Annotated in this window: 24 protein-coding genes; 3 read left to right on the forward strand and 21 right to left on the reverse strand. The window is 66.6% G+C overall.

Annotated elements, in window-relative coordinates; translation table 11 throughout:
- Positions 1-24: 24 nt before the first annotated feature.
- The 16 genes from FJX73_08190 to FJX73_08265 form a co-directional block, all read right to left on the reverse strand.
- Positions 25-543 carry a hypothetical protein gene (locus tag FJX73_08190; protein MBM3470753.1) on the reverse strand — a complete coding sequence of 173 codons (519 nt, stop codon included), beginning with the start codon at positions 541-543 and terminating at the stop codon, positions 25-27.
- 49 nt (positions 544-592) lie between these two features.
- Positions 593-1,804 (reverse strand): FtsX-like permease family protein, encoded by a 1,212-nt coding sequence (locus FJX73_08195; GenBank protein ID MBM3470754.1) that lies wholly within the window; start codon positions 1,802-1,804, stop codon positions 593-595.
- Positions 1,801-2,514, reverse strand: coding sequence for an ABC transporter ATP-binding protein (locus FJX73_08200; protein MBM3470755.1), 714 nt, complete (start codon positions 2,512-2,514; stop codon positions 1,801-1,803). Before FJX73_08200 ends, FJX73_08195 begins: the two co-directional genes overlap by 4 nt.
- An 11-nt stretch (positions 2,515-2,525) precedes the next feature.
- Complete coding sequence (locus FJX73_08205) at positions 2,526-3,992, reverse strand: efflux RND transporter periplasmic adaptor subunit (GenBank protein MBM3470756.1); 1,467 nt, start codon at positions 3,990-3,992, stop codon at positions 2,526-2,528.
- Between the two features lie 44 nt (positions 3,993-4,036).
- Positions 4,037-4,450, reverse strand: coding sequence for a MaoC family dehydratase (locus FJX73_08210; protein ID MBM3470757.1), 414 nt, complete (start codon positions 4,448-4,450; stop codon positions 4,037-4,039).
- The gene (locus FJX73_08215) at positions 4,447-5,244 is read right to left on the reverse strand and encodes a 3-hydroxybutyrate dehydrogenase (GenBank protein MBM3470758.1); all 798 of its coding nucleotides are present in this window, start codon (positions 5,242-5,244) and stop codon (positions 4,447-4,449) included. Before FJX73_08215 ends, FJX73_08210 begins: the two co-directional genes overlap by 4 nt.
- Before the next feature lie 12 nt (positions 5,245-5,256).
- Positions 5,257-5,895: an ABC transporter ATP-binding protein gene (locus FJX73_08220; GenBank protein ID MBM3470759.1), complete on the reverse strand. Its 639-nt coding sequence runs from the start codon at positions 5,893-5,895 to the stop codon at positions 5,257-5,259.
- 61 nt (positions 5,896-5,956) lie between these two features.
- The gene (locus tag FJX73_08225; GenBank protein MBM3470760.1) at positions 5,957-6,688 is read right to left on the reverse strand and encodes an ABC transporter ATP-binding protein; all 732 of its coding nucleotides are present in this window, start codon (positions 6,686-6,688) and stop codon (positions 5,957-5,959) included.
- A complete protein-coding gene (locus FJX73_08230; protein MBM3470761.1) occupies positions 6,669-7,595 on the reverse strand; it encodes a branched-chain amino acid ABC transporter permease in 927 nt (308 codons plus the stop codon). The genes FJX73_08225 and FJX73_08230 overlap by 20 nt, the downstream gene beginning before the upstream one ends.
- Entirely contained in the window at positions 7,592-8,449 is an 858-nt protein-coding gene (locus tag FJX73_08235; GenBank protein MBM3470762.1) for a branched-chain amino acid ABC transporter permease, read from the reverse strand. The genes FJX73_08230 and FJX73_08235 overlap by 4 nt, the downstream gene beginning before the upstream one ends.
- A gap of 55 nt (positions 8,450-8,504) precedes the next feature.
- Complete coding sequence (locus FJX73_08240) at positions 8,505-9,656, reverse strand: ABC transporter substrate-binding protein (protein MBM3470763.1); 1,152 nt, start codon at positions 9,654-9,656, stop codon at positions 8,505-8,507.
- A 41-nt stretch (positions 9,657-9,697) separates the two neighbouring features.
- Positions 9,698-10,513, reverse strand: coding sequence for an alpha/beta fold hydrolase (locus FJX73_08245; protein MBM3470764.1), 816 nt, complete (start codon positions 10,511-10,513; stop codon positions 9,698-9,700).
- Positions 10,514-10,517: 4 nt separating this feature from the next.
- Positions 10,518-12,065 (reverse strand): long-chain fatty acid--CoA ligase, encoded by a 1,548-nt coding sequence (locus FJX73_08250; protein MBM3470765.1) that lies wholly within the window; start codon positions 12,063-12,065, stop codon positions 10,518-10,520.
- A complete protein-coding gene (locus FJX73_08255) occupies positions 12,065-13,075 on the reverse strand; it encodes a 3-oxoacyl-ACP synthase (protein MBM3470766.1) in 1,011 nt (336 codons plus the stop codon). Before FJX73_08255 ends, FJX73_08250 begins: the two co-directional genes overlap by 1 nt.
- Positions 13,072-13,767: a TetR/AcrR family transcriptional regulator gene (locus tag FJX73_08260; GenBank protein MBM3470767.1), complete on the reverse strand. Its 696-nt coding sequence runs from the start codon at positions 13,765-13,767 to the stop codon at positions 13,072-13,074. Before FJX73_08260 ends, FJX73_08255 begins: the two co-directional genes overlap by 4 nt.
- A gap of 67 nt (positions 13,768-13,834) precedes the next feature.
- Positions 13,835-14,311: a (2Fe-2S)-binding protein gene (locus FJX73_08265; GenBank protein ID MBM3470768.1), complete on the reverse strand. Its 477-nt coding sequence runs from the start codon at positions 14,309-14,311 to the stop codon at positions 13,835-13,837.
- A 789-nt stretch (positions 14,312-15,100) separates the two neighbouring features.
- Here FJX73_08265 and FJX73_08270 point away from each other — a divergent pair.
- The gene (locus FJX73_08270; protein ID MBM3470769.1) at positions 15,101-19,558 is read left to right on the forward strand and encodes a DUF559 domain-containing protein; all 4,458 of its coding nucleotides are present in this window, start codon (positions 15,101-15,103) and stop codon (positions 19,556-19,558) included.
- A gap of 229 nt (positions 19,559-19,787) precedes the next feature.
- Positions 19,788-21,644, forward strand: coding sequence for an acetate--CoA ligase (locus FJX73_08275; GenBank protein MBM3470770.1), 1,857 nt, complete (start codon positions 19,788-19,790; stop codon positions 21,642-21,644).
- A gap of 60 nt (positions 21,645-21,704) precedes the next feature.
- Here FJX73_08275 and FJX73_08280 read toward each other — a convergent pair whose 3' ends face one another.
- From FJX73_08280 to FJX73_08300, 5 genes are read right to left on the reverse strand one after another with little or no spacing between them, the layout of a single operon-like run.
- Entirely contained in the window at positions 21,705-22,214 is a 510-nt protein-coding gene (locus tag FJX73_08280) for a hypothetical protein (protein MBM3470771.1), read from the reverse strand.
- 5 nt (positions 22,215-22,219) lie between these two features.
- Positions 22,220-23,044 (reverse strand): SDR family oxidoreductase, encoded by an 825-nt coding sequence (locus FJX73_08285; protein ID MBM3470772.1) that lies wholly within the window; start codon positions 23,042-23,044, stop codon positions 22,220-22,222.
- Positions 23,041-24,054 (reverse strand): carbon-nitrogen hydrolase family protein, encoded by a 1,014-nt coding sequence (locus FJX73_08290; protein MBM3470773.1) that lies wholly within the window; start codon positions 24,052-24,054, stop codon positions 23,041-23,043. Before FJX73_08290 ends, FJX73_08285 begins: the two co-directional genes overlap by 4 nt.
- The gene (locus FJX73_08295; protein MBM3470774.1) at positions 24,051-25,064 is read right to left on the reverse strand and encodes a flippase-like domain-containing protein; all 1,014 of its coding nucleotides are present in this window, start codon (positions 25,062-25,064) and stop codon (positions 24,051-24,053) included. Before FJX73_08295 ends, FJX73_08290 begins: the two co-directional genes overlap by 4 nt.
- 22 nt (positions 25,065-25,086) lie before the next feature.
- Positions 25,087-26,313 (reverse strand): radical SAM protein, encoded by a 1,227-nt coding sequence (locus FJX73_08300; GenBank protein ID MBM3470775.1) that lies wholly within the window; start codon positions 26,311-26,313, stop codon positions 25,087-25,089.
- Between FJX73_08300 and FJX73_08305 the strand changes: the two genes are divergently transcribed.
- Positions 26,055-26,939: a hypothetical protein gene (locus tag FJX73_08305; protein MBM3470776.1), complete on the forward strand. Its 885-nt coding sequence runs from the start codon at positions 26,055-26,057 to the stop codon at positions 26,937-26,939. The two genes, FJX73_08300 and FJX73_08305, sit on opposite strands and share 259 nt — an antisense overlap.
- Positions 26,940-26,955: the final 16 nt, after the last annotated feature.

Raw genomic sequence — 26,955 nt, forward strand, 5'->3', positions numbered from 1 at the left:
TCCTCCTACACGACTGCCTGGGTCTCAGGACTTCATTCGTCGTTCCAGGTACCGAATCATCCTCTCAAAGGTCCTGGCGCGGCGCTGCGCGCGTTCCTCGTCGGTCAGGTCCGCTCCGGCACCGGCCCCTGCCGGGCCGAGACCCGGACCGAGGGCCGCTCCACCGGCTCCCTGCCCTCCTGGGACTCCCTGAGCCCGCGCGCGTTCCCGGAACTGCATCCTGGCCTCCTCCAGAGCCGCGCGCTGCTCCGCCGTGAAGACCTCGCCGACGGCGCGCACGATCGCCATTGAGGCCTCCACGTCCGATAGCGGCACATCCTTCAACGCCTTGATCAACGGTAGGACCTTGGCGATCTGTTCCCGGGAGAGCCGGGTCTCGGGCTCGCGCTCCAGGGTTCGGATTGACAGTATAACCAGAAACCCGGGGTCGCGCGGCCGCTGGGGCTGGGCGGCCGGCCGGCTCCGGGCGTAGTAGTAGAAACCTGCCCCAACTACCACAACAACTGCTGCCGTCACCCCAAACCACACCCAGAGCCGCTTCATCGCCTCGTACCCTCCCAAATCGCCGCCGGCTGACTGCGCGCGGCCGTTCCTACTCGTGGCGCAGCGCTACGATCGGATCCAGCCTGGCCGCGCGCTGCGCTGGGTAGAGCCCAAAGAACACGCCCACCGCGACCGCGAACGCGAAAGCCAGCAGCACCGCCTGCAGCGACAGCAGCGTGGCCCATCCCGCGAACCGGCTGATCAACTGTGATCCCATGACGCCTACGCCGATGCCGATCAACCCGCCGCCCACGCTGAGTGCCACCGACTCGACCAAGAACTGCAGCATGATATCGCGGCGGCGCGCGCCTACAGCCATGCGGATCCCGATCTCGCGCGTCCGCTCTGTCACCGAGACGAGCATGATGTTCATGATACCAATACCGCCCACGACCAGCGAGACCGCGGCGATTCCGCCCAGCAGCACGGTCATCGTCTGGGATACGCTCGTGAACGTCTGCAGGATGTCTGCCTGGCTGCGCACCGTGAAGTCGTTCTCCTGGTGGGGAGCTAGGCGGTGGCGCTGGCGCAGCAGCTCCGTGAGCGCCTCCTGCGCGGCTGGCATCTCCTCGGCCGAGGCCACCTGCACGTGGATGGTCCGAACGTGCGTCACGCCGAAGAGGCGGCGCTGCGCGGTCGCAAGTGGGACGAATACAATGTCGTCGCGGTCGGTGAATGAGGTAGCGCCCTTCTCCTCCATGACGCCGATCACGGTGAAGGTGATCCCGCGGATCTTGATGCGCTGCCCTATGGGCTCGGTGTCGGGGAAGAGCCGGTCGGCGACGGTCTTCCCCACCACGGCAACCTTGGCCCGGCTACGCATCTCCTGCTCGGTGAAGAACTCCCCCCGTGCAGGCCGGAAGTTGCGCACCTCCTGGAACTCCGGGGTAACGCCCGAGATCTGGCTGATCACGTTCTCGGCCCGAAAGACCACCTGTGCCTGCCTCGAGTACTCGGCGCTGACGCCGGTCACGCCGGGGGTCGTCTTGCGGATCTCCTCGGCGTCCTCGATGTTCAGCGTCTGTACTGGATCGCCCCGGACGATCCGGGCGATCTGCGCCTGCCCGGCGAAGACCGTCAGCAGGTTGCTGCCCAGGGCCTGCACCTGATCGGTGACCGCACGGCGGGCACCCTGGCCGATCGCGACCATGGCGATCACAGCGCCGACCCCAATGATCACGCCCAGCGCCGTCAGGAGCGAGCGCAGAGGGTTCGCCGCCATCGCGCGCACCGCGATCCGGAAGCTTGCCCCAAGCGTCATGGCTGCACCGGCCCCCGTGCGACCACGGTACGCAACCGCACCGGAACATCGCCCACGATGTGGCCGTCCCGGAACAGAACGTGCCGCCGGGCGTGCGCCGCGATGTCGGCCTCGTGGGTAACCAGGATTACCGTGATCCCCTGCTGCGAGAGCCGATCGAGCACACCCATGATCTCGCCCGCGGTGGAGGAGTCGAGGTTGCCGGTCGGCTCGTCCGCCAGGATGATTGCAGGGGAGTTGACCAGCGCCCTGGCAATGGCGACGCGCTGCTGTTCGCCTCCTGAGAGCTGTGTGGGCAGGTGCCCGGCCCGCGCGCCCAGGCCCACCGAATCGAGCGCCGCGCGCGCGCGGGCACGTCGGTCCGGAACGCCAGCATACACCAGCGGCAGCTCTACGTTCTCGATCGCAGGCGTACGCGGCAGTAGGTTGAACGACTGGAACACGAAGCCCAGCCGCCGGTTGCGCAACCGGGCCAGCGCCTCGTCGCCCAGCGTGGTCACGTCGGTCCCGTCCAGCAGATAGGTGCCTGCGGTAGGCCGGTCCAGGCATCCCAGGATGTTCATGCAGGTGGACTTGCCCGATCCGCTGGGTCCCATGATGGCCACGAACTCGCCGGGCTCGATCGCCAGCGAGATGCCGCGCAGCGCGTGGACCTCCACCCCGTCCATGCGGTAGATCTTATCGACGTTCCTGACCTGAATCAGCGACATCGGGGAAGGCGCTAGCGCCTCGCCGGCGGACGAACCGGCATGAACGGGCTGGCCGGCTGCGTCCGCGTGGCGTTGCCGCCCTGGCGGCGCGAAGGCCCGAGGTAGACCGTCTGCCCCTGCTCGACGCCGCGCACGATCTCCACCTGCCGGCCGTCGCTGGCCCCGGTCTCGACCACTACCGGGATGAGCTTGCCATTCTCGATGATGATGAGCACCTTTGCATCCTGACCGCGCACCGCCTCCGCGGGCACAAGTAGCACGCCCTGCCTCTCGGTGATGACGAACTCGGCATCCAGGGTCATTCCCAGACGCAGGTCCCCTCCTGGGTCTTCAACCTCTACCATGACCTGGTACTGGGTCACGTTCTGGACGACCGAGGCCTGGGGCGCGATGCGGGCCACCTTGCCGTTGAAGGTGCGCCGCGGCAGCGCATCCGCGGTGACCCGCACCGCCAGGCCCGGCGCGATCTGCGCTATGTCGGATTCGTCCACGCCGACCTCGGCCTGTACAACACGCACGTCGGCAATCACCATCACGAGCGTGCCGCCGGCTCCGGTGCCGCCGATCACGCTCTGTCCCACCTGCACGAGCTGTCGCGCAACGATCCCTGCGATCGGGGCCAGAATCCGCGTCTCGCCCAGCCGGTCGCGCGCCTGTGCCAGTTGCGCTCGGACGTTGCGCACCTGGGCATCGGCCGCCGCCACGTCCGCGGCCTGCACGTCCACCTGCAGCAACGCGGCCCTGGCCTGCGCCAGCGCCGCCTCGGCCTGCCGAACCTGGGCGCCGGCCACCTCGATCTCCTCGGGCCGGCTGCCAGCGGTGATCTCCCGCAGGCGCGCCTGCGCGGACCTGAGCTGGGCCTGGGCCACGTCGTGCTGGTTCTGCACCTGATCCAGCTGCGCACGGGAGACCAGGCCGTCGGCGAACAGGTCGCGCGTTCTGGCCAGGTTCGCGCGCGCCAGTTCCGCGGAGAGCTCGGCCTGCCGCAGGGCTTCTCGCGCCTGATCGAGCTGCTCGGGTCGCGAGCCGGCCACTACCTGTGCGAGGCGCGCCCGCGCGGTGGCCAACGAGGCCTCGGCCTCGGCCACGCGCGTCCGCGTCTGCGCGCGGGTCAGACCCAGCTGGCTGCGGGCCTGCTCGAGCCGGGCCTGCGCCGAGGCAAGCTGCGCGGTTCGGGTCTCGTGCTCGGCTCGGGCATCGCGGTCGTCAATGACCACGAGCAGCTGGCCCCTGGACACCCGGTCGCCTTCCTGCACGTGCACCTCGACAACGGTGCCGGTGGCGCGAGACCGGACCTCCACCTGCGAGTACGGCTTCAGCGTTCCGGTGGACGATACACTGTGGGTAAGGCTGCCGCGCGTTACCCGCGCGGTGCGGGGTCCTTCATCAACTGGCCTCAGGGCCGCGCGGCCGCGGTAGATCCAGGCCCCGCCGGCGATGATGGCCGCCACAACCACAATGACGACGATACGCTTCACTCCGGTCCTCCGGATGCAAGACTCTTCTTAGTTTGACGCCGGGCTCAGGAGCCGCGTTGAGTCGCCTCGACCAGGAGCACGGCCTCGCCGTCCAGCACCACCTCGTCGCGCTGGTTGACGCAGGACGTCCGGAGCCGAAGACGCCGCCGTTCGGCGTCGTAGGCGACGACCTCGGCGGTCGCCGTGATTGTATCACCGATGCGGACCGGTTTGAGGAAGGTGAGCGTCTGGCTGAGGTAGATGCCGCCAGGGCCGGGCAGGTACATGCCCAGGACCGCCGAGATCAATCCGGCGGTCAGCATGCCGTGGGCGATCCGTCCCCCGAACCGGCTGGCGGATGCGAACTCGGGGTCCATGTGCAGCGGGTTGTGGTCTCCGGTCAGGTGGGCGTACGCCTCGACGTCGGCCTCGGTGACGGTTCTTGTAACGGAGGCCTTCTGCCCTGGGGCGAAACTCATCGCGCGGTCCAACCCGCGTCCATCGTCAGTGCTGCCCCCGTGACCATGGCCGCTGCATCCGAGCACAGATACACCACCATCGCGGCAACCTCATCGGGCTCGATCATGCGCCTGACCGCGTGGGTCCCAAGCATGATGCGCTCCACGACGTCGGCCTCAGGGATCCCGTGCACCCGGGCCTGATCCGCGATCTGGCCTTCCACCAGCGGAGTACGCACGTAGCCCGGGCAGATCGCGTTCACGGTTACACCGTGCTCGGCCACCTCCCAGGCGGCGACCTTGGTGAAACCCACCACGCCGTGCTTGGCAGACACGTAGGCCGACTTGAACGGCGAGGCCACCAGGCCGTGCGCCGAGGCGATGTTGACGATCCGGCCCCAGCGCCGGCGGATCATGTGCGGCAGCGCGTACTTGGTGCACAGAAACGTGCCGCGCAGCAGCACGCCTATCAGCAGGTCCCACTTGTCCTCGGGATAGTCCACGATCGGCGCCACGTACTGCAGCCCGGCGTTGTTGACCAGAATGTCCAGTCCCCCGAAGGCGGCTGCGGCCGCTTCCACCATGGCGCGCACATCGTCGGACCGGGCGACGTCCGTGCGCACGAAACGCGCGATGCCCCCTGTGGCCACGATGGCCTCGGCTGCCTGCCGGCCCTGCGCCGCATCAAGGTCGGCTATGCAGACCGACGCGCCGGCGCGGGCCAGGCCCTGCGCGACGGCGCGCCCGATGCCGCTGGCCGCGCCGGTGACGACCGCGGCCTTCCCGTGGAGAAAATCCGCCTCGAGAGTACCCATGCCGCCTGCCGGCTAGAGCCGCAGGTACGCCTCCTTGACGTGCGGGCTGTCGAGCAGGTCGCGTCCTGTGCCCTGGAGGACGATCCGGCCGTTCTCCATCACGTACGCCCGGCCAGCCAGGCGAAGACTCTGTCGGACGTTCTGTTCGATGAGCAGCACCGAGACCCCGCTCTGGCTGACCTCTCGCAGGGCCGCGAAAACGGCCTGCACCATGAGCGGGCTCAACCCGTGGCTCGGCTCGTCCACGAGCAGCACCTCGGGCCGGCTCATCAACGCCCGCGCGATCGCGACCATCTGCTGCTCCCCGCCCGACAGCGTGCCGGCGATCTGCGACCGTCGGTCGGCCAGCCGCGGGAACAACCGGTAGACCTCTGCCAGGGTCTGCTCCGCGCGCGCCCAGGCCGCCGGCCGGGCGAACGCCCCGAGATCTAGGTTGTCCTGCACGGTCATCATCGGGAACAGCTCGCGTGCCTCGGGCACATGGGCGATGCCGCGCGCAACGATCTCGGCCGGCCGCCGCCCTGCGATCTCGGCCCCGCGGAACCGGATCGTTCCGCCGGTCGGGCGGATCAGCCCTGAGATCGTGCGCAACAGCGTGGTCTTGCCGGCGCCGTTGGCGCCGATGAGGGCCACAAACTCGCCGTCCGCCATATGAAGATCCAGGCCCCAGAGCACCTGCACCTTGCCGTACCCGGCCTGCAGGCCGCGCACCTCAAGCACCGCCGGCCTCCTCCGAACCCAGGTACGCCTCGATGACCATGGGGTTGGCCGTCACGTCCGTATAGCTACCCTCGGCGATCTTCTCGCCGAAGTCCATGACGATCACGCGGTCGGCCAGGTCGCGAACGACCCGCATGACGTGTTCGATGAACAGCACCGCGACCCCGCTCTCCCGAACCGAGCGGACCACGGCCAGCATCTCGTCGGCCTCGTGCGGCAGCAACCCGGCCATGACCTCGTCGAGCAGCAGCACTCGGGGCGAGGTGGCGATCGCGCGGGCCATCTCCACCCGCTTCTCCCAGGCCAGGGTGAGGTCACGCGCCGGCATCGCGGCCCGGCCGGCAAGGCCCGTGAGGGCGAGAACTTCGTCGGTCCGCCTGCGCGCCTCGGCTAGCGAGCGCTGGCGGCTGCCGAACAGCGCGCCGACCATCAGGTTGTCGCGGACCGTCATCTCGGGAAACGGCTGGACGACCTGGAACGCGCGGCCCAGGCCGAGGTGGCAGCGGTCCTCGGCCGGAAGATGTGTGATGTCTACGCCGTCGAGCACGACGCGGCCCTCGTCGGCAGGGAACACGCCGGACAGCAGGTTCAACACGGTCGTCTTGCCGGCGCCGTTGGGGCCGATGATGGCGAGGATCTCCCCTGGATCCAGGTGGAAGTCGAGGCGCCGCACCGCGGCGACGCCGCCGAATCGCTTGGAAAGGCTAGTCGCCGCCAGCAGCATCGCGCGACCGCCGATTCCAGAGGCTCACCAGTCCGCCCGGGAGGTATAGGATGACCAGCATCAGGATCACCCCGTAGACCGCCAGGTACCCTTCACGCAGCACCAGCCGCAGTCCCTCTTCAAGACTGCGCAGGATGATAGCACCGAGCACAGGCCCTGCCGTTGTGTAGACTCCGCCGAAGATCGCGGTCGCCAGCGCGGTTACCGACAGCCCGATTCCGAACGTGTCCTCTGGGATGACGAAGAACAGCCGACTCGTGGCGTAGGCGCCCACCATCCCTGTCAGGGCCGCCGACAGGGCGAATGCGAGGAGCTTGGTCCGCACCACCGGCACGCCGAGAACCCGAGCGGTCAGCTCGCCCTGGCGGATCGCGGTGAAGGCGTAGTGGAGCCGGCTGTGGCGGATCGCCAGGCTGGCGGCGACCACGAGCAGCAAGACGCAAAGGCCCAGGTAGTACAGCCCGGTCTGGTGCCCGCCCAGCAGAGGCGGCGCGGTCAGTCCCACCGCACCTCCGGTGAGATCCAGCGGCAGTTCTTTGAAGATCACCTTGACGACTTCGGCAAACGCCAGCGTGGCGATGGCGAAGTACAGCCCGTGCAGCCGCAGCGTGACGACTCCCAAACCCAAGCTGACCGCCCCGGCCACGAGCGGCCCCAGCAGGAACGCCACCGGCAGCGGGACACCGCGAAGCGCCGCCATCGTGTACGCGTAGGCGCCGAGTCCGAAGAACGCCGCCGGCGCCAGCGAGAGCTGCCCGGTGCGGGCCTGGATGTCCCAGGCCAGAGCCGCTGCCGCGTTGATGAGGACGAACGTGGCCACCTGCACCACGTACTGCTGGTAGCCGCCGGCCGGGATCAGCGGCACCAGGAGCGCCGCCACCACCACCGTCGGTCCGACCCACCTCATGCCGTCCTCCATGAGCGCCACACCAGCGTGAAGAAGATGAGTAGGAAGAAGACGGCCTCTGCCGCGCCGCCGCCGCCCGGGACGTATGTGCGCACGAACGCCTCCGCCGTCGCCAGGACGAGCGACGCCCACAGCACGCCGGTCAGGTTCCCCAGGCCCGCCATCACTATGATCGCGAACGCCTTGAGGACGAACCCGAATCCCATGTGCGGGCTGGCGCCGATCCGCACCAGGACCATCGAGCCGGCGATCGCGGCCAGCGCCGAGGCGATGCCGAAGGTCAGCAGGTATATCCGGTCCACGTCCAAGCCAACCAGGTGCGCACCGGTACGGTTCTGGGCCACCGCGCGGATGCTCTTGCCGACGCCGGTCCGGTACAGGACGGCGTACATGCCGGCCAGCAGCGTGACCGATACGACGAGCGTGACCAGCGGGGCTACGCCCACCGAGACCGGGCCCAGCGTCACCACGGTGAGCTGGTAGGCGGTGTGGACCACGCGGGGCGTGGCGCCGAACACCAAGATCGCCAGGTTCTGCAGCGTGATGCCTATCCCGAAGGTAAGCAGCAGGGCGTTGAGCTCTGGGGCGAGCAGCACGCGACGGATGCTGGCATGGTAGATCGCTCCGCTCGCCGCGAACATGACGGCGCCGGCAGGCACCAGCGATGCGATGGGATCTATCCCGGCCAGCACGCTCAGCCAGTAGGCGACAAACGCGCCGACCATCAGGAACTCGCCGTGGGCGAAGTTCACGATGTGGAGCACCCCGACCGCCAGGGCCAGGCCGGCCGATGCCAGCGCGTAGGTCCCGCTCTGAATCAGCGCGTTGGCCAGGGTCTGAAGGAAGAGCTCCATCACGCCGTCCCGGCCGCCCGCCAGTACACGGACGGGCGGCCAGGGGTCTCTACTCCTACCGCCAGCGCCACGCCAGCGGGCCGGCGGCCATGGACTTGGGCCATACAGGCACCCGCCGCCCTTCCCGGAACTGGAACACCATCCACAGGTCTGAGTCGAACCCCTGGTATACGCTGGGACTCAGCCGGCTGGGCTTGAACCGCAGTTTCCCAAGGGGCGTATCCGCGTCGGTCCTGGCCAGTTCGGCCGCGACCCGGTCACGGTCGGTCGTGCCGGCCTTGTTCATCGCCGCTGCCAGGGTCGTGAGCGTCACGAAGCCCATCGGCGCCATGTACTCCTCGGTCAGCCCCCCGTACTTGGCCTGGTACTTCTTGACGAACTCCTTGGAGGCGGGCAGCGGGCTGGCCGACGTCCACCCGGCCATCCCGGCGACGTCACGGGCTACGGGATTGCCCTCGTAGCCCACCGGCCAAGATGCCGGCGTTCCAAAGATCAGCCGCGGCTTGAAGCCGACCTCGCGGGATTGCACCGCGATCGGCAGCGCGTCGGCGTCGAACCCGATCCAGAACAGCACGTCCACCGGATGGCGCTTCGCGCGCGACAGCAGCGCGGTGAAGTCGCCCGACCCGCTCTTGAACGATTCCATGAACGGCACGTCAAACCCACGCTTGATCAACTCGGCGCGGGTGTCTCCGATGCCCGCCGACCCGAAGGGGCCGTCCTCGTAGAGCATGGCAATGGTGGACGCTCCGGTGCCGGTCCGCACGAACTCCATGAAGCTGAAGACCGCCTCCATGTTGTGGTACGCCCACGGATGATAATGGAAGAGATACTTGTAGCCCTCGAAGCCGCGTTCGACCAGGGGTGAGGCCGCGCCCAGCATCGCGATCAGCGGTTCATGGAGCTTCGCCGGCCCGACGATGCTGACGCCCACCGCGCTGCCGAAGATACCGGTGATCGCGTGGACCCGGTCCACAGTAACGAACTTGGTGAAGATCGGCACCGCCTTGGCCGGCAGGTTGCCGTCGTCCTCGATGAAGATCTGCAGCCGGCGGCCCAGCACACCGCCGGCCTTGTTGATCTCGTCCAGGGCCAGCCGGTAGCCGGCCTCGGCCGCCTTTCCGCTGGCCGAGGCCGGACCGGTCAGCGGCAGCGAGATGCCGATCCGGACCTGCTCACGCTGCGCCATGCCTTCCGTCCCTGCCATGGCCAGCAGGGCCACCACCACGAATGCGACCGCAAGCGTTCTCATCCTCCACCTCCATGGGTGCCGTCCTCGACCAGGAACTCGATCACGAGCCGGTTGAACTCCGCCGCCTGCTCCCAGAAGAAGAGGTGCGACGAGCCCTCGAAGAGATGCAGGCGGGCATGTGGGATACCATCGGCCAGCAGCGCCGCGTTCGCGGACGGCACGACTCGGTCTCCGGTACCGTGGCAAACGAGCGTGGGCGCGCGGATCGCGCGCAGCCGGTCCGCGGCGTCGTGCGCGGCGGCCGCGCCGAGCTGGCGGTGATAGGCGTACAGCGGCTGGGGATGCTCCAGGCGCCATGCGATGTGTGCCTCGATCGCGTCCGGGCAGGCCGCCCGGTACGCCTCGGCGGTCATCAGTTCGAGCGATCGCAGGAGGTCGGTCCGAGGGTCGCCCGTCCGATTGACCATTATGTCCACGGCCTCCTGGGGAATCGGCACGCTTCTGGGCCCGCCATGCGACGTGCAGCAGAGCACCAGGCGGTCCAGCCGGTCCGGATGTCGCAGGGCGAACTCCTGGGCGACGAACCCGCCCATCGAGGCGCCGACCACGTGCGCGCTCGCGATCTCCAGCGCGTCCAGTAATCCGGCCAGGTCGTCGGCGAACATCGCGGTCGAGTACGGTTCGTCCGGCTTCGCCGACTGCCCGGCACCGCGGTTGTCCACCGCGATGACGTCGAACCGCCCGGCCAGCGCCAGCATCTGGTGATGCCAGAGGCGGTGGTCGCCGCCCAGCCCGGGCACCAGCACGACGGCGGGCCCGTCTCCTGTCCGCTCGTAGTGGAGCGTGATCGCGCCCACTGTCGCCTGCGGCATCGGCCTAGGCCTTCCCGGCCTTCCCGTATGTCTCGCGCAGCACGCGTTTGAGCACCTTGCCCGCGGCGTTGCGCGGCAGCGTCTCGACAAACACCACCCGCCTGGGGATCTTGTACCTGGCAAGCCGGCCCTGGCAGGCGGCGATGATTCCCTCGGGCTCGGTTTGGGCCCCGGGCTTGAGCACCACGAGCGCCATAGCCGCCTCGCCCCAGCGGGCGTCGGGAATGCCGATCACCGCAGCGTCGAGAACCGCCGGATGCTGGTAGAGGACCTGCTCCACCTCTGCAGGGTAGATGTTCTCCCCGCCCGATATGATCATGTCCTTCTTTCGGTCGGCCACGTACAGGAAACCATCGTCGGCGGCGTAGCCCAGGTCGCCGGTGTGGAACCACCAGCCACGGTAGTCCCCGCCCGACGCCGCAGGGTCGTCCGGCCGCTCCGGCGGTGAAAAGACCTCTGCGGTGGCCTCGGGCAGCCCCCAGTAGCCGGAGAACAGGTTGGGTCCGCGCAGGCAGATTTCCCCGATCTCACCCGGCGGGAGGTCGCGTCCGGCATCGTCCACTACGCGCGCCTCTACGTGCAGGGTCGGCGGACCGACCGAGCCCTTCTTGCGGAACGCGTCCTCCGGAGGCAGCAGCGTGGCCGTGGGTGCTGTCTCGGTCAGCCCGAAGCCCTGCTGGAGAAGCAGGCCGCGCCGCTCGAACTCCTCGATCACCGGGAGCGGGCAGGGCGCGCCCCCGACGCCGAACCGGACGCCATGGTGGTCGCCCTGCCCGAAGGCGGGTGTCTGCAGCAGCGCCTGGTAGATAGCCGGCACGCCGAACATCGCGGTCACCCCTTCGGCCCGCAGCAGCCGGCAGGTCTCCTCCGGGTCGAAGGTGCGCTGTATGACCAGCCGGCCGCCGACATGGAGCGTGGGCAGCGCGTAGAGCCCCAGCCCGCCGATGTGGAACATCGGCAGGACCGTCAGGGTAACGTCGCGGTAGGTGAGCCCGATCGCCGTGCCGATGTTGATGCTGTTCCAGAACTGCGTGCCCTGGGCCAGCACCGCGCCCTTGGGCCGGCCGGTGGTGCCTGAGGTGTACATGATGATGAGGGGATCGTCGAAGGCACCCTCCGCATCGCTCCCCGGCGGGGTGCGGACGGCCTCCTCGTACTCATCCCCGATCAGGACCATGGGCAGCGCCATCCGCGCCTCTGATGCAGCGGCTTCTGCCTGGTCGCGGTGCTCGGGGTCGGCGATCATCAGATCCGGCGCGCTGTCGGCAATCTGGACGGCCAGCTCAGGCGGGGTCAGCCGCCAGTTGAGCGGCACCATGATCGCGCCCAGGCGTGCCAGGGCGAACAGAACCTCCAGGGTCTCGACCCGGTTGTACGAGAGGAGTGCGACGCGGTCGCCCCGGCCGATCCCGCGCCGACGCAGCCCGGCGGCCAGAGCGCGCACCCGCGCGGCCAGGTCGCGATAGGTGAGACGCCGATCGCCGTCCACGACGGCCTGGCGACGCGGCGTGATGAGGTCCCGGCGGTCGAGCCAGTGCCAGATCCCCTGCATCAGCCATCACCCCATTGGATGGCCACCGCGCCCCAGGAGTAGCCGGTGCCGGCGCTGACCGCCACGGCCAGCATGCCGTCGCGCAGCCGGCCGGTGCGGCGGCCCTCGTGCAGCGCCACCAGGGGGTCGGCCGCTGATAGGTGCCCGGTCGTATCCAGGTAGACCGATTGGTCCTCGCGAAGTCCCAGCGCCGCAAGCAGGTGGTCGTGGAGCGACCGCTTGGTGTGCAGCACGGCCAGGAATTCGATCGAGCCAGGGTCATGCCCGCTGCGCTCGCAGGCGGTGCGGATGACCTGGAGGAAGTTAGTGATGGTCAGCGGGTCGAGGCGCGCCTTCATCCCTGCGGGGTCCGGGACATCAAAGGAGTGCATGCCGCGTGCGACCGTCTCGGGGCTCGTGGGGTGCACCGAACCGCCGGCCGGCACCATGACGTCCATGGCGAACGAGCCGTCGGTGAGAAACGCGCCCCCCAGGATGCGGTTGCTCGCGTGGCCGCGCCGTAGCAGCGCGGCCGCGGCGCCGTCCCCGAAGTTGAACATGAATCGCGAGCGCGCGTTCTGGTAGTCCAGCAGATAGGACTCGCGGGACCCGGCCACTACCAGGATCGTCCGGAGTGTCGCATCGGCCCGCAGCATGTCCGCCGCCACCTTCAGGGTGATGGGACCGCCAGCGCTGGTGTTCATCAACTCGAAGGCGTGCGCCCGACGCAGCCCCAGCGCGTGCTGGATGCGCGGGGCCACCGGCCATACATAGTAGTCCCGATGGTAGCTCCCAAAGTAGATGACGACGTCAACTTCCTCGGCGGGTACCACCGAGAGCAGGGGGCGCGCGGCCTCGATGCACAGGTGTGAAAGGTGCTCATCGGGGGCGGCGATGTGCTTGCCCCGCAGTCCGAACTTCTCCCGCACGACCTCGGCGGGTATGCCGGACCTGCCGGCGACTTCCTCGGCGCTCATGATCTGCTCTGGGAGGTAGACCGCCAGGTCCACGATTCCTACCGATGGGATCATGGGCCGCCCGCCCGCCGCGCGTCACCCTGTCGCCGCTCGCCGCGACTCGACCGCCGGCCTCCGCTCCTCGGAGCCAGCGCGGCTGCGGGCGCCAGGCCCGAGGCGATGAACTCGAACATGCTTTCCAGGGCGCGCCGCGGCAGGCCGGCCCTGTTCCAAAGCGAGTAGCGCATCCCAATGAAGTTGCCGATGCCCATAAGGCAGTACGACAGGGCCTCGGGATCGGTGCGCCGGATCTCTCCGGCGTCCATCGCCGCGGACAGCCCCCGGATGTATCCTTCCGCGAAGCGCCGGTAGTACCAGCGGTAGACTTGGGGGTTGACGGACTCGGCCTGCAGCACTATGCGGTACAGGTTGCGGTGCGCGGCGACGAACCGGAGGAAGGTTTCGAAGCCCTTGCGCTCCACAGCCAGGCGATCTCCGGCCCCTGCCACCTCCTGCTGGATTGTGTGGCGCAGGGCCCGGCTCAGGTGCCGCACCAGCTCGGCGAAAATCGCCTGCTTGCTCGGGAAATAGACGTAGAAGGTTCCCAGCGCGACCCGGGCGCGGCGCGTGATGTCCGCCACCGAGGTGGCGAAGTAGCCCCGCTGGCCGAACTCGGCCTCGGCGGCATCCAGGAGTTGCTGCCTGGTGCGCCGTCCCCGCTCTCCCTTGGGATGGGTGACCGGGCGGCGGTTATCTGGCAGGTGAATCACCCTTCAACTATGTGGCCTAGCCACACCGTTCGCCGTGCCGGTCCGATCTCCTGCTTCGCTGGGGCTATCCGGGGGGTTGAGCGGCCATCTCACGCGCCGCGGACTTCACGGCGTTCACGATGTTGTGGTATCCGGTGCACCTGCACAGATTGCCTTCCAGCCCGCGCCGGATCTCCTCATCGGAGGGTTCGGGATGGCGCTCGATGATCTGCAGCGCGGTGAGCAGCATGCCCGGCGTGCAGAACCCGCACTGGAGGGCGTGCTCCTCCCAGAAGGCCTCCTGGATCGGATGGAGCCGACCGTCTTGGGCCAGGCCTTCAACGGTCAGTATCTTCCCGCCGTCGGCCTGCACGGTCAGCACCGTGCACGACTTCACCGCCAGGCCGTTGAGCATCACCGTGCACGCCCCGCAACTGGTGGTGTCGCACCCGATGTGCGTGCCGGTCAGCCCCAGCACCTCCCGCAAATACTGCACGAGCAGGAGCCGCGGCTCTACGTCGTGGGTGGCGGTGACCCCGTTGACGGTAATGGTGACCTTCATGGCACGGCTCACACCCCGAAGCAGCAGTGTTGCAGGCTACTGGAGAAATACAAGGTGCGGGTTTCGGGGCCGCCCCGGAAATCCCTGCAGCGGCGGGCAAGCCCCGCAGCCCCCATCGCACCGGGCTCCGGGCTGTGCGGGAAATCCACCGCGGACTAGGCGGGATTCCGCGCGGGAACGTGGTATTGTGAAACCGAACACAGCCGGGGAGGAATTCGTCTGGTGTTCTCGCGCGCTCGGAGCGTTTCCAGACCTGTGGCAGAACGCGCTGCCAGGATGCTGGAGGGACCCTAGGTGCAGTCGAGGGACGAGGCCCTGCGAATTGCAAGAGACCGTGTCACTCGGGTATTCCGGTATCTCGAGGCTCTTAACCAACACCGCAACCCTGCAAAGCGACAGATTAGCGAGCAACTCTGGGCCCTCTGGTTCAAAGGCCTTCCAGATCATCCCGCGATCAGAATCGGTGATCGTACGGTCACTCAACGTGAAGCAACGGGGAGGCCAATTACAGGCCAATCGAAAGAAGTCGGGGATTTCATTCTCAAGGTCAAGCGCCCGACGCTGACGCATGCTCCCAATCCGCCTGGCGGGCTCTCACAGTGGCTAGAGCGCGGGTGGGAGGATCCATCGCAAAGCGTGCGCGTAAGGGAGACGACCAATGAACGTCAGGATTCAGGCGAATCACGGTTGGTCAGGTTCGAGGACGATCCGGGACAAGTCAGAAATCTGCAATCCTGGTCGACCGTACGCGATGAATGGGCTCGAAATGAACTCCCTGCTCGAGCAGCAATGCGCGTATTTGAACGGTTGTATGAGACCTACGGCCGAATGGATCGAGAGGGTGAACGGGTTGAGCTAGTGATCGGCGACGGAATCCTCAGTTGGCGCGTGCCTAGCGGCGGGGTCTTCCATCCTATTCTTCTTCAGCGGGTGCAACTGCAGTTTGACACAGACATCCCTGAGTTCACCGTGATTGAGACAGAGCACCAGGTTGAACTTTATACAGCACTCCTGCGCGCGATACCCGGAGTTGACGCTCGGGGGTTCGCTCATCTGAGGGAGGAACTCGAGAAGCGCGGCTATCATCCGCTGGGGGAGGCGGACACTGACGGGTTCCTGCGGCGGTTTGTCCTCCACCTCTCGCCCCATGGTCAGTTCGATAATCAGTCTTCGCCAAAGCCCGAAAGTGATGAACCCATCGTTAGTCGTAGTCCGGTTCTATTTCTCCGAGAACGTACGCTTGGATTCGCAGCCGCGATCGAAGGAGTCCTCACCGACCTCGCCGAGCGCGGCAGTCTTCAAGGACCGCTCATAGGCGTCGTTGGCATCGAACAGCCCCGAGGGGGGTCAGAGGAGTCCAGATCGTCCTTACCCCATGGACGGGAACCTGAGGAGACTCTCTTTGCCAAACCCTGGAACACTGAGCAAGCGAGGGTAGCGGAGCGGCTCGATCGTGAGGGAGCAGTCCTCGTCCAAGGTCCGCCAGGAACTGGCAAGTCCCACACAATAGCGAACTTGGTGGGGCACTTGCTTGCCCAGGGGCAGAGCGTCTTGATCACGGCTCATACGACAAAGGCCTTGCGAGTTCTGCGCGGCCACGTCATTGAGGCTCTCCGGCCTCTTTGTGTCAGTGTTCTCGAAAGTGACCTCGACAGTCGTAAGCAACTGGAGCAGTCAGTCGAAGCGATAGTCGAGCGGCTCTCCAAATCGAACGCGGCCGAGCTTGAGGCGCAAGCAGAGAGGCTGGCAACCGAACGGGGGCATCTGCTCGCAAGGCTGAGAGAAGTGCGTGCAGCGCTGCTGGAGGCCCGCACGAGCGAGTACAGAGAGATAGTGATACTCGAAGAGACTTGCACCCCCGCCGATGCCGCTCGGAAAGTTGCCCGCGAGCGTGCCGAACATAGCTGGATTCCTTCCCCGATCCTAACTGGCCTGCCCTTGCCACTCTCGCACGGCGAACTTGTCGATTTGTACCGGACGAATGCGAGTCTCACTCCTGAAGATGAACTGGAACTCTCGCTCGCGCTTCCAAACCCGGTTGAGATCCTCACTTCTGAAGAGTTCGCCTCTCTGGTCCGGCTACGTGGTGACATCTTGGGTGCCGAAAGGAACTTCAGGGATGACCTCTGGGCGGATCCTCCTGCCCAAGGAGACGCCGAGAAGCTCGAGCTGGTTGGCCAGCGCCTCCTCGCCTCGATCCAAGCGATCAACCAGAGTGAACCCTGGAGGCTCGCCGCGCTAGCAGCGGGTCAGCGAGGCGAAACCCACCGAGAGCCCTGGGAACAGTTGCTCGCGAAGATACGGGATGTCTCAGACCTAGCAGGACAGCTGAAGGAGGTCCTAATTCGGTACGACCCAAAGCCGTCGCGTCAGATCCCGCTCGACAAGCAACAGGAACTAGTGGCTCAAGTGCTTGGTCATATAGGTAACCGTCGCAAGCTGGGGCTTCTGGCGCTCCTCACGCGGCCCGATTGGCGCAAGCTGATTAGCGAATCCCGCGTGAACCAGAACCCCCCCAGCGATGCGGAGGATTTCAGAGCCCTACAGGCCGTCGTCTCACTTGAGATTTCCCGCAAAGAGCTAACAACACGATGGGAAAGACAGATAACCGCCATCGGGGGCCCCCAATCGGTCTCCCTGGGTGCGGAACCGGAGCTTGCCGCTAGCCAGTTCGCGCAGACAATACGTTCCTCGCTAGATTGGAGGTCTCAGCAACTCGATCGCGTCGTCTCGGATCTCGAGCGGTGGGGATTCCGATGGACCGCCTTCATCGACGAACAGCCACCAAATCTATCCCCCCACGGTGACCTCATCAGGATGGCAGAGGGTGTCACTAAACACATCCCAAGGATCATCCAAGCACGGGCCAACTCGATCCGATTGTGGAATGTCGAAGGCCACCTCTCGGCGCTGCGACACGATCTCGAGCTCGTCTCTTCGAGCAGTCTCACCGGCGGTGTGGTGAGCAATCTGCGTCGAGCGGTCTCGATGCTGGATGCGGGAGAGTACAGGCATGCCTTTGACCGACTTGTGGATCTTCATCATCGTCAAGAAGACCTGCTGAGACGGCGGGAGCTGCTTGAGCGTTTAGAGGCCGGGGCGCCCTCTTGGGCTCAAGCTATACGGAATCGAAAGAGCGTTCATGGGAATGGTGAGCTACCAGGCGACCCAGCAGCTGCTTGGCTCTGGCGGCAACTGGATGACGAGCTTGAAAGACGTGGATCAGCTAGGATCCAGAAGCTGCAAGAAGACGTATCGAGCCACGCTGAGGCGCTTCGAAAGGTCACCGTTGAGCTAATCGACCGACGGGCATGGGCCGCTCAAGTCCGGCGGACCACGCTGCAACAGCGACAAGCGCTCATGGGGTGGCTGGGCATCGTGAGGCGAATCGGCAAGGGCTACGGGAGAATGGTCGCCCAGCTGCGCGCCGAGGCCGCCAAACGGATGACCGAATCAAGGGCTGCGGTGCCAGTCTGGATCATGCCATTCTCCAGGGTTGTGGAGCATTTCGACCCAAGGACGACGCGGTTCGACGTCGTCATCATCGACGAAGCGAGCCAAAGCGATGCCATGGCCCTAATCACCTTCTACCTTGCCCGCAGGGTTGTCATAGTGGGCGACCACCAACAGGTCAGTCCCGAGGCCGTGGGCCAGGATCTCGATGTGGTGCACAACCTCATCCGTGAGTATCTTCAGGGAATCCCAAACGCAATACTGTATGATGGTCGCCGTTCGATTTATGACATTGCGAGGGAATCCTTTGGAGGCACAATCGTACTCGAGGAGCACTTCAGGTGTGTACCGGAGATCATCCAATTCAGCAACTGGCTGTCCTATGACTGGAGGATCAAGCCGCTTCGCGATCCCAGTACTGTCAATCTGAGGCCCTTCGTTGTCCCATACCGAGTTCAGGGGATTCGGTCCACAGGGAAGGTCAATTGGGATGAAGTGTTCGCCACAGCGTCTCTCCTAGTCGCGGCTACGGAACAGCGGGAATATGCAGGCAAGACCTTCGGGGTTGTGTCGCTCCTGGGCGAAGAGCAAGCTTGCGAGATCGACCGCGTCCTAAGAAGATTCGTTCCGCCGGATCATTACAGCAAGCGCCGTGTTCTGTGTGGAACTGCAGCACAGTTCCAGGGTGACGAAAGGGACGTGATGTTCCTTTCGGTCGTTGACGCCCCTCAAGACGGGCCCCTGCCGCTCCGACAGGACGAGCGGTTCAAGCAGAGATTCAACGTGGCCGCGAGCCGCGCCCGTGACCAAATGTGGGTGATTCACTCGCTCGACCCCGGCAAGGATCTCAAGCCCGGCGATCTCCGGCAACAGTTGATTGAGTATGCGATTGATCCCTCGGCAGTCATCAACATGCACGACGAGGTCCAGGCAAGGGCCGAATCCGAGTTCGAGAGGTCCGTAATTCGAAGACTGATGAATGCTGGCTATCGCGTGCGGCCGCAGTACCCTGCTGGCAGTCTGCGGATCGACATCGTCGTAGAAGGCGGGGGCAACCGTCTGGCGATTGAATGTGATGGTGACAGATACCATCCTATTGAGAAACTCCCTGAGGATATGGAACGTCAGGCGATTCTGGAGCGGCTTGGCTGGCGTTTCGTTCGCCTGCGTGGAAGTCACTTCTTCAGGGCTCCAGATGAAGCTATGGAGGCGGTTTTCGAGCGATTGCGGGACCGCGAAATCCCACCCGAGCTGGAAGCCCCCAGGCCTGTTCCTGATGTCGCAGAGAATCATCCCTTGATCCGGCGCGTTGAGTCGCGCGCGGCCGAACTCAGAGAAGAGTGGGCGAAGGATCCTGAGATCAGGTCGCTCCTGAGCAACCAGGAGCAATTCCAAGCCGGACTGCAATGGGAGGCGCCACTGCCTCCTAGCGATAGAGGCAAGAAGGAGCACAGGCAGAAGCGGGTGGAGCACATTGAGGGTGCGCCTGCAGCTGCATCAGACCTGATCCGCCCCCCGTTGTCAGCCAAAGAACCCAGCGCAAGCGAGCCCATGACGACACGGAGCGAACATGGACTTGTCGAATGGGTTTCGTCCATCGCCCCCAAGATATGGTTTGGCATGGCTCATTGGGCCAAGCTGCACGACTGTCTAAGCCCTTGGGAGAGAGCCATGCTCTTCAGCATGGGTCGCTATGTGTCAAGGTCATGGAGGGTATCTGAAAAGCAGGCGCAATACGCGCGGCGAGTATACGATCGCCTGTTGACGGCCGGATTCGACCCGGAAGGCACATGATTCAACGGATCGCTGATTCGGTCAGCCCCCGGGGGTGCCAGGTATCCCCAAGAACCCTCCTTGCGAGCAATTCCTGTTCGGTCAAGACTTCCGTCGCTACACTGTGGCAAAGACACCTCTAACGGAGGAGAATCCGACGTTGCACGCATCTTCTGAGTCATACGTCTGGACCCCCGACCCCGCATCAGCGCAAACCAGCCGCCTACAACGGTTCATCGAACGCCACGGGATGGGCGACTACGACACCCTCTACCGCCGCTCGATCGAAGATCCCTCCTGGTTCTGGGGCGCGGTGGTCGAGGATTTGGGGCTGCGGTGGCTGCGGCCATTCGACCGCGTGCTGGACACCTCCCGTGGAATCGAATGGGCGCGCTGGTTCACGGGCGGCGCCACCAACCTCGTGGACAACGCGCTCGACCGGCACATAGACGCCGGGAGGGGCGGCAGGACGGCCGTGATCTGGGAAGGCGAGGACGGCAGCACGCGCACGCTCACCTACGCGGAGCTGCACGGCGAGGTGCGCCGCTTCGCGTCGGCGCTGCGGGAACTAGGGGTCAGCCGGGGCGACGTGGCCGGTGTGTTCATGCCGCTTGTACCTGAGGTGGTTGTCGCGACGCTGGCGCTGTCGCGGATCGGCGCGATCTACGTCCCGATCTTCTCGGGCTTCGCGGCCCCGGCGGTCGCCACGCGGCTGGCCGACTGTGGGGCGAAGCTGCTGATCACCGCCGACGGCTTCCAGCGGCGCGGCCAGACGGTCGAGATGAAGCGTACGGCCGACGCGGCAGCGGCACTGGCCCCGGGCATCCGGCACGTGATCGTGGTCCGGCGCCTGGGAGCCCCGGTGCCGTGGACCGAGGGTCGCGACCTCTGGTGGCACGAGGTGGTGCGCGACCACCAGGGAGACGCGCCGGCCGAGGCCATGGACCCGGAAGACCCCTACATGATCATCTACACGTCGGGCACGACCGGCAGGCCCAAGGGTACAGTGCACGTCCACATGGGGTTCCCGCTCAAGACCGCCATGGACATGGCTTACTGCTTCGACGTCGGGCCCGCCGACCGTGTCTTCTGGTACACCGACATCGGATGGATGATGGGGCCCTGGCTGATCATCGGCACCCTCTGGCTGGGCGCAGCGATGTTCCTCTACGACGGAACGCCCGACCACCCTGGCCCGAACCGCCTCTGGGAGATGGTCGCACGGCAGAGGGTCACGGTGCTGGGCATCTCGCCAACGGCGATCCGGGCGCTGATGCGCCACGGCCCTGAACTGCCGCGACGCCACGACCTCGGCAGTCTCCGGATCCTCGGCAGCACAGGCGAGCCGTGGAACCCCGGGCCCTGGAAGTGGTACTTCGAGCACATCGGCGGAGGGCGGTGCCCGATCATGAACTACTCGGGCGGCACCGAGATATCAGGAGGGATCCTGTGCTGCGACCCGCTGCACGCGCAGGCGCCCACGGCGTTCACCGGACCCATCCTAGGCATGGCCGCGGATGTCTTCGACGAGCACGGCCGACCGGTGCGCGGGGCGGTTGGCGAGCTGGTGCTTACTCAGCCGTGGCCCGGCATGACGCGGGGGTTCTGGCGCGACCCGGAGCGCTACATTGAGACCTACTGGTCCCGCTGGCCTGGAGTATGGGTGCACGGCGACTGGGTGCGCGCGGACGCGGACGGTTTCTGGTACATCCTGGGCCGCAGCGACGACACCCTCAACATTGCCGGCAAGCGGATCGGGCCGGCAGAGGTCGAGTCGGCGCTGACCTCGCACCCCGCGGTGGCCGAGGCCGCGGCGATCGGCGTGCCTCACGAGATAAAGGGCGAGGTGGTCGTGTGCTTCGCGGTGCTCCGACCCGGACACGAGCCCGGTGAGGAGCTGCGCCGGGACCTGAAGCAGGTTGCCGCGGCGCACCTGGGCAAGGCACTCGCCCCAGATGACATACGGTTCGTCCGGGACCTACCCAAGACCCGCAATGCCAAGGTCATGCGGCGGGTGATCCGCGCTCGCTACCTGGGCGAGGATCCAGGTGATATCTCCTCGCTGGAGAACCCGCAGGCCCTCGAAGAAATCCCGCCGCTACGCTGACCGCGCGGTGCCTCGGGGTCCGACGCCACGTTGACCTGGGCCTGTGCGCCGCGACCTGCGCTAGCGCTGCATGAAAGGCATCTCGATCTCTCGCTGATCTCCCTCTGTCGTGATTCCCGGGACGTAGATCACGATCCGCCCGGATTCCCAAACGATCCGCACATTGGTGAAGCGAATGGCTCCCACTGGGATGCCCGTGAGCGGCCTCGGCAACGGAACCGTGTAGAACATCCGGCCCCTCAACTTGGCCCCGGCAGGGGTGCCCATTCGGACGAGCTGTCCCGGAGGGATCATCGGCGGTCCAGGGGGACCGAACCCCAGGAAGCTGCCGCCTGAGGTGCGCATGAGATAGAAGGTGTAGCATCGGCCTCCGGCAACGACGACGTTGCCGAGGGACATGGCGCGGTCAAAGCAATAGGCGTCTCCCTGGCGCCGCACTTCATCGGCCTTCGGCTTGCCAATCGCAACCGGAGGTTCCGGCCTGGCCTGGGGCTCGGCCGTCGCGATTGCCGCGGAAGCGAGCAGCCACACCGCCACCAGCGCGCCGGCAAGCCAACGATGAACGTTCATCTCGATCACTCCTTCCCACGCTCTCCCTGGTCTACGCTCGGCCCGCGCGGAATGTTCCCCTGCCTGCGGCGGATCATGTGGAAGATCAGGCGATCCACGACCGACGGCAGCGCGGTGTTGAGGGCGATCATGGCCCAGTAGGGCCAGGGCAGTACGCGCCGAGGCCGGGGCCGGTCGGCGAGCCCCACGATTGCCTCGGCCACCGTCCCCGTGTTGGTCCGCAGCCACCTGGGCCCGGTCACCCCCAGGGGAGTGGGCTTCCTATGCGCGCTGAACTCGGTGCCGGAAACCGGCCCCGGGGCGACCACGCAGACGTGGATCCCCTTCGGCCGCACCTCGCGGCGCAGCCCCTCGCTGAACCCTTCCAGGCCGAACTTCGTCGCGTTGTAGATCGTCGTAGTCGGGGTAGCGATCTTCCCGGCCACCGAGCCGACATTGATGATGACCCCGCGCCCCTGCGCCCGCATCACCGGCAGCACCGCACGCGTCAGAAGAATAGGCGCGACCAGGTTCACCTCAATCTGGGTGTGGATCTCGTCCTCGGGCAGGCGCTCCAGCCAGTCGTAGCGCCCCAGCCCGGCGTTGTTGACCAGCACGTCAATCGTCCCGTAACGCGCCAGCGCGGCTTCCACGATCCGGGCAATGTCCTCTCGCCGGGTAAGGTCGGCGGGCACGACGAGGCAATCGCCCAGCTCGGCGGCAAGTTGTCGCAACCGCTCGGCCCTGCGCGCCACCAACACGACCCGGTCTCCGGCGCGGCCGAATGCCCTGGCCGTTGCCTCGCCGATCCCGCTCGACGCGCCGGTAACGATGACGGTCCGGCCGCTCACGAACCATGCGCCTCCTCGGCGGCCGAGTTCGGCTCGGGGTCCGCAGCGCCGCACCAACTGGCGGTCTGGACCGGAGGCATCGGCCTCTCGTTGACCATCAGCCGGAAGACGTCGGGCCGCGCGTAGTGTCCCGTCACGTCGAAGTCAAACTTGCCCTGAACGACCTGCCCCATGTCGAGGTCGGCCGTCAGGATGCCCTCCTTACCAAACAGAGGGCCTGCCAGGTATTCTCCCAATGGACCGACGATGGCACTGCCGCCGCGCGAAAGGACCTCCGGCAGTTCGACCAGTTCGTCTGATACCTCGAGATCGGCCGGGTACATCCCCCTGGTCACGAACTGGCAGCAGGACAACACGAAGCACCGCCCCTCGCACGCGATGTGCCGGATCGTGGCCTGCCAGGCGTCGCGCGAGTCGGCGGTGGGCGCCAGATATAGTTCCACGCCCTTCGCGTACATGCTCATCCGCGCAAGCGGCATGTAGTTCTCCCAGCAGATGAGCCCACCCAACCGGCCGTGGGGAGTATCCAGAACAGGCAGCGTGCTGCCGTCGCCCGCCCCCCAGATGTACCGCTCCGCGGCGGTGGGCATGAGCTTTCGGTGCTTGGCCAGCAGCCGGCCGTCGGGACCGAAGTACAGCAGGGTGCAGTATACCGTCCCTCGACTGTAGGTCTGGTCGCGCTCGATCACGCCGATGCCCACATACGCCTGCGCCCGGCGTGCCGCCTGCCCGATCGCCTCGGTGGCCGGCCCCGGCACCTCCACGGCGTTGGCCCAGTAGCGCGCCCACGCCTTCCTGCCCTCTGCCGTACGCCCACCTACGCGCGTCCCGAACCGAAGGCCCCACGGGTAAGCCGGGATGAACGCCTCTGGGAAAAGGATCAACCGCGCACCCTCTGCCGCGGCCGCGTCAATCAGGCGGGAGGCCTTCTCCAGCGTCGCCTCCCGATCCATCACCGCTGGCGACGCCTGTACCACCGCTGCGCGAACCTTTGCAAACCCTTCACTCATCGCAGGCCTCCCTGGCTGAACAGTCTCAATCTCCGGACCATGAAGAAGCCAAACACCATCGGCAGCCAGAACGTCAGGCCGCGGAACGCCAGCGCGATGATCGTGGCCTGCGGGGCCGGCACGCCCAGCGAGACGAAGACCAGGATCATAATGCCTTCCACGACGCCGACCCCTTCGGGGATCGGCGACATCTTCCAGAACAGGATGCCCATCGAATAGCCCGCTACCAGCGCGCCGGGTGCGATCGGCTGTCGGAACGCCAGGAACAAGGCATAGAGACTCACCAGGTCTACCAGGTGCGCGGCGAGCGCGATCCCGAGCGGCCGCCCCAGACGCCGCGGGCGCGCGCCGATGGCGGCCCCGGCCCGGGTGAACTCATCGGTGTTCCGCTCGGCCCAACCCGGCCGGAGCGGCGACGGGTGACGGAGCCAGCCGCCCAGCCGGGCCCCGGTGCGCTCGATCCAACCCAGGCCGCGGCGCAACTGCGTCGGCCACCACAATCCCAGCAGCAGCACGCCCGCAAGCCCGGCAGTCCCCAGCAGCAGCAATGCGGCTCCGGTGATCTCGTAGGGCTCGAGATGGTGCCGCAGGAACAGGTGGACCAGCCCGACGACCAGGATGGCCGTGAAGGCGCACGCGTCGGCCACCCGCACCAGCATGGTGCCAGCCAGGGCACGGGCCGGAGACTGCCTGCGGCGGGCCGCGTCGTCCACGAAGAGCGCGGAACCGGCCGTTCCGCCGCTGGGGGCCAGGGTGTTGATCAGCAGCGAGGCCAGCAACACCGGCAGGAGATCGCGCCACCGCCCGTCCACCTCCACTACCTTGAACGCGGCATGGAAGAGCGCGGCGTACGCGGCGTAGTACGCACCCTGCAGCAGGGCCGCGGTCAGCACCCACTGCCACTGACCCTGCCGGAGCGCCTCCAACAGGTGCTCGATCTCGGTGAGGCGTCCCACCACCACCGCCACGAAGGCGATTACGAGCAGCACTGGCAACCATCTGCGGATCATCGCGATTTCCGCGGTCCCCCGGCTATGGACAGCGCAGGATATCCTGCGCCCACAGGCAGTCGGCGCATGATGGTGCGTTGCCCCAGCAGTCTTCGTTGCTCGCGGCGTATGCGCATGCCATTCCGCAGTCCACGCAGGACGGGAAGCGGAACTCGCGTACCTTTGCTCGAAAGCTCACGTACTCTTCAGCGGCCCAGATCTCCGCGAGCGGCCGCTCGGCCACCTGGCCGAGCACGTAGCGGCTGACCTCTCTACGCCTCCCATAGATGTAGCAAGGGTAGGAGTGCATCAGGGCGTAGCAGGGGCTCACCCCGCCGTCCCACCCGATCACCAGCGCCCGGTCCTCGACAAAGCGGCAGCGCCGGGCCGCGCCCCAACCCATTCGTGGAAGCCGGGTGATCCCCCACACCAGCCAGTCGGCCGACCGCACCGACCAGCCCGCTGGCACCGGCAGCGGTTCCGCGCGGTCGTACAGAATCTCGCCTGCCATCTCCTGGGTGTAGGGCAACAGGTTGGAAACCAGGGCGAAGGACGCGCCCACGTCCTTGGCCAGCTCGGGCAGCCGGCCCAGTTCCTCCACGTTGCCGCGGGTTGCCACGAACTCCAGGCCGATTCGGGGGCCCATGAAGCCGCGCTGCCACGCCATCTCTCGCATGCCTCGCACATTGCTCAGAACCCTGTCAAGGCCGTCTGCCACACCTCCCCGCGCGTATGCCTGGATGTGCGCCGTGTCCACGGACACCACAAGGGTATCGAGACGGGCCTCCAGCAGGGCTTCGGCCGTGTGACGGTCGAGGAGCAGTCCATTCGTCGCCAGCGTCACGCCCGCTCCCGTGGCAGCCGCGCGGGCGACCATGTCCACGATCCGGGAGTGCAGGAGCGGCTCCCCAAAGCCACCGAAGGTGATGCGCCGCAGGTCAGGGAAGGCGCGCAGTTGCTCCATGACCAGGCCGAAGTTCTCGGAACCCATCTCCCCTGACTGATCGCGCCATGCCCTGCGGATGCAGATGGCGCAGTCCAGGTTGCAGCGGCCCGTCACCTCGAGATGGATGCGGCGCGCGTCCGGCCTGGCCTGCCAGAGAGATATGCCGTCCTCGCGGGATTCCAGGACAACCTCGGTCCCCTGATAGCCAGGGGGAAGCGTTATGCGCCCGTCCTGATCCACGACGAACCTGCCCACAGGCGGCACCCCCCCAGGCCGTGCCCCGAGATTGCGGCCCGTGGCGACATTTCTACAACTGCCTCCCACTCTCTTGCTCTAGCATCGTGGTGGTTTTGGTATCATGGTGGCTGATGCCGGCGATTCGGATTCTTGCCTTTGCCGACCTCCACGGGCGGATGGAACGCGTCACCCGCGTTCGCGCGCTGGTATCTGCGCACACCCCTGATGTCGTGGTGTTGTCAGGCGACCTCACTCACGGTGATCAGGGGGCTGAGGTACTCGCCCTGCTCCACACCCTTCCGGTGCCGGTTCTGGCCGTACCCGGCAACATGGACGGCCCGGGTGCGGTGGACGAGGTCACGCGTCACGGCCGACTCGCCGGTGAGGAACCCGCGGTCATCGCGGGCCTCTCCTTCGGAGGGCCGAACGTGCGGACCGCCTGCGACGTGCTGGTTACGCACGAACCTCCGCTCGGCACCCTCGATCTGACCTTCCTGCGCACGCGCGCCGGATCGCGCAGCGTGCTGGAGCTGCTGACGCGATGCCGCCCACGCGTGCTGGTATGCGGGCACATCCACGAAGCACCCGGGGTCGCGCGCCTGGAGGAAACGCTGGTCGTCAACTGCTCGATGGGCAACGGCAGGAACGCGGGGGCATGGATCGAGCTCTCCGCGGAGGGCGCGGACGCCAGGCTCCTCGGCGACACAGCGTAGCCGGCGCTTTCAGGCG

The sequence above is a fragment of the Armatimonadota bacterium genome, from assembly GCA_016869025.1.
In the GTDB taxonomy this organism is placed as follows: Bacteria; Sysuimicrobiota; Sysuimicrobiia; order Sysuimicrobiales; family Humicultoraceae; genus VGFA01.

Bases quoted from the DNA above. Each gene is read 5' to 3' on its own strand.
- FJX73_08190 (MBM3470753.1), bottom strand. From the start codon at position 543: ATGAAGCGGCTCTGGGTGTGGTTTGGGGTGACGGCAGCAGTTGTTGTG.
- FJX73_08195 (MBM3470754.1), bottom strand. From the start codon at position 1,804: ATGACGCTTGGGGCAAGCTTCCGGATCGCGGTGCGCGCGATGGCGGCG.
- FJX73_08200 (MBM3470755.1), bottom strand. From the start codon at position 2,514: ATGTCGCTGATTCAGGTCAGGAACGTCGATAAGATCTACCGCATGGAC.
- FJX73_08210 (MBM3470757.1), bottom strand. From the start codon at position 4,450: ATGAGTTTCGCCCCAGGGCAGAAGGCCTCCGTTACAAGAACCGTCACC.
- FJX73_08215 (MBM3470758.1), bottom strand. From the start codon at position 5,244: ATGGGTACTCTCGAGGCGGATTTTCTCCACGGGAAGGCCGCGGTCGTC.
- FJX73_08220 (MBM3470759.1), bottom strand. From the start codon at position 5,895: ATGGCGGACGGCGAGTTTGTGGCCCTCATCGGCGCCAACGGCGCCGGC.
- FJX73_08225 (MBM3470760.1), bottom strand. From the start codon at position 6,688: ATGCTGCTGGCGGCGACTAGCCTTTCCAAGCGATTCGGCGGCGTCGCC.
- FJX73_08230 (MBM3470761.1), bottom strand. From the start codon at position 7,595: ATGAGGTGGGTCGGACCGACGGTGGTGGTGGCGGCGCTCCTGGTGCCG.
- FJX73_08235 (MBM3470762.1), bottom strand. From the start codon at position 8,449: ATGGAGCTCTTCCTTCAGACCCTGGCCAACGCGCTGATTCAGAGCGGG.
- FJX73_08240 (MBM3470763.1), bottom strand. From the start codon at position 9,656: ATGGCAGGGACGGAAGGCATGGCGCAGCGTGAGCAGGTCCGGATCGGC.
- FJX73_08245 (MBM3470764.1), bottom strand. From the start codon at position 10,513: ATGCCGCAGGCGACAGTGGGCGCGATCACGCTCCACTACGAGCGGACA.
- FJX73_08250 (MBM3470765.1), bottom strand. From the start codon at position 12,065: ATGCAGGGGATCTGGCACTGGCTCGACCGCCGGGACCTCATCACGCCG.
- FJX73_08255 (MBM3470766.1), bottom strand. From the start codon at position 13,075: ATGATCCCATCGGTAGGAATCGTGGACCTGGCGGTCTACCTCCCAGAG.
- FJX73_08265 (MBM3470768.1), bottom strand. From the start codon at position 14,311: ATGAAGGTCACCATTACCGTCAACGGGGTCACCGCCACCCACGACGTA.
- FJX73_08270 (MBM3470769.1), top strand. From the start codon at position 15,101: ATGCGCGTATTTGAACGGTTGTATGAGACCTACGGCCGAATGGATCGA.
- FJX73_08275 (MBM3470770.1), top strand. From the start codon at position 19,788: ATGGGCGACTACGACACCCTCTACCGCCGCTCGATCGAAGATCCCTCC.
- FJX73_08280 (MBM3470771.1), bottom strand. From the start codon at position 22,214: ATGAACGTTCATCGTTGGCTTGCCGGCGCGCTGGTGGCGGTGTGGCTG.
- FJX73_08290 (MBM3470773.1), bottom strand. From the start codon at position 24,054: ATGAGTGAAGGGTTTGCAAAGGTTCGCGCAGCGGTGGTACAGGCGTCG.
- FJX73_08295 (MBM3470774.1), bottom strand. From the start codon at position 25,064: ATGATCCGCAGATGGTTGCCAGTGCTGCTCGTAATCGCCTTCGTGGCG.
- FJX73_08305 (MBM3470776.1), top strand. From the start codon at position 26,055: ATGCCCTGCGGATGCAGATGGCGCAGTCCAGGTTGCAGCGGCCCGTCA.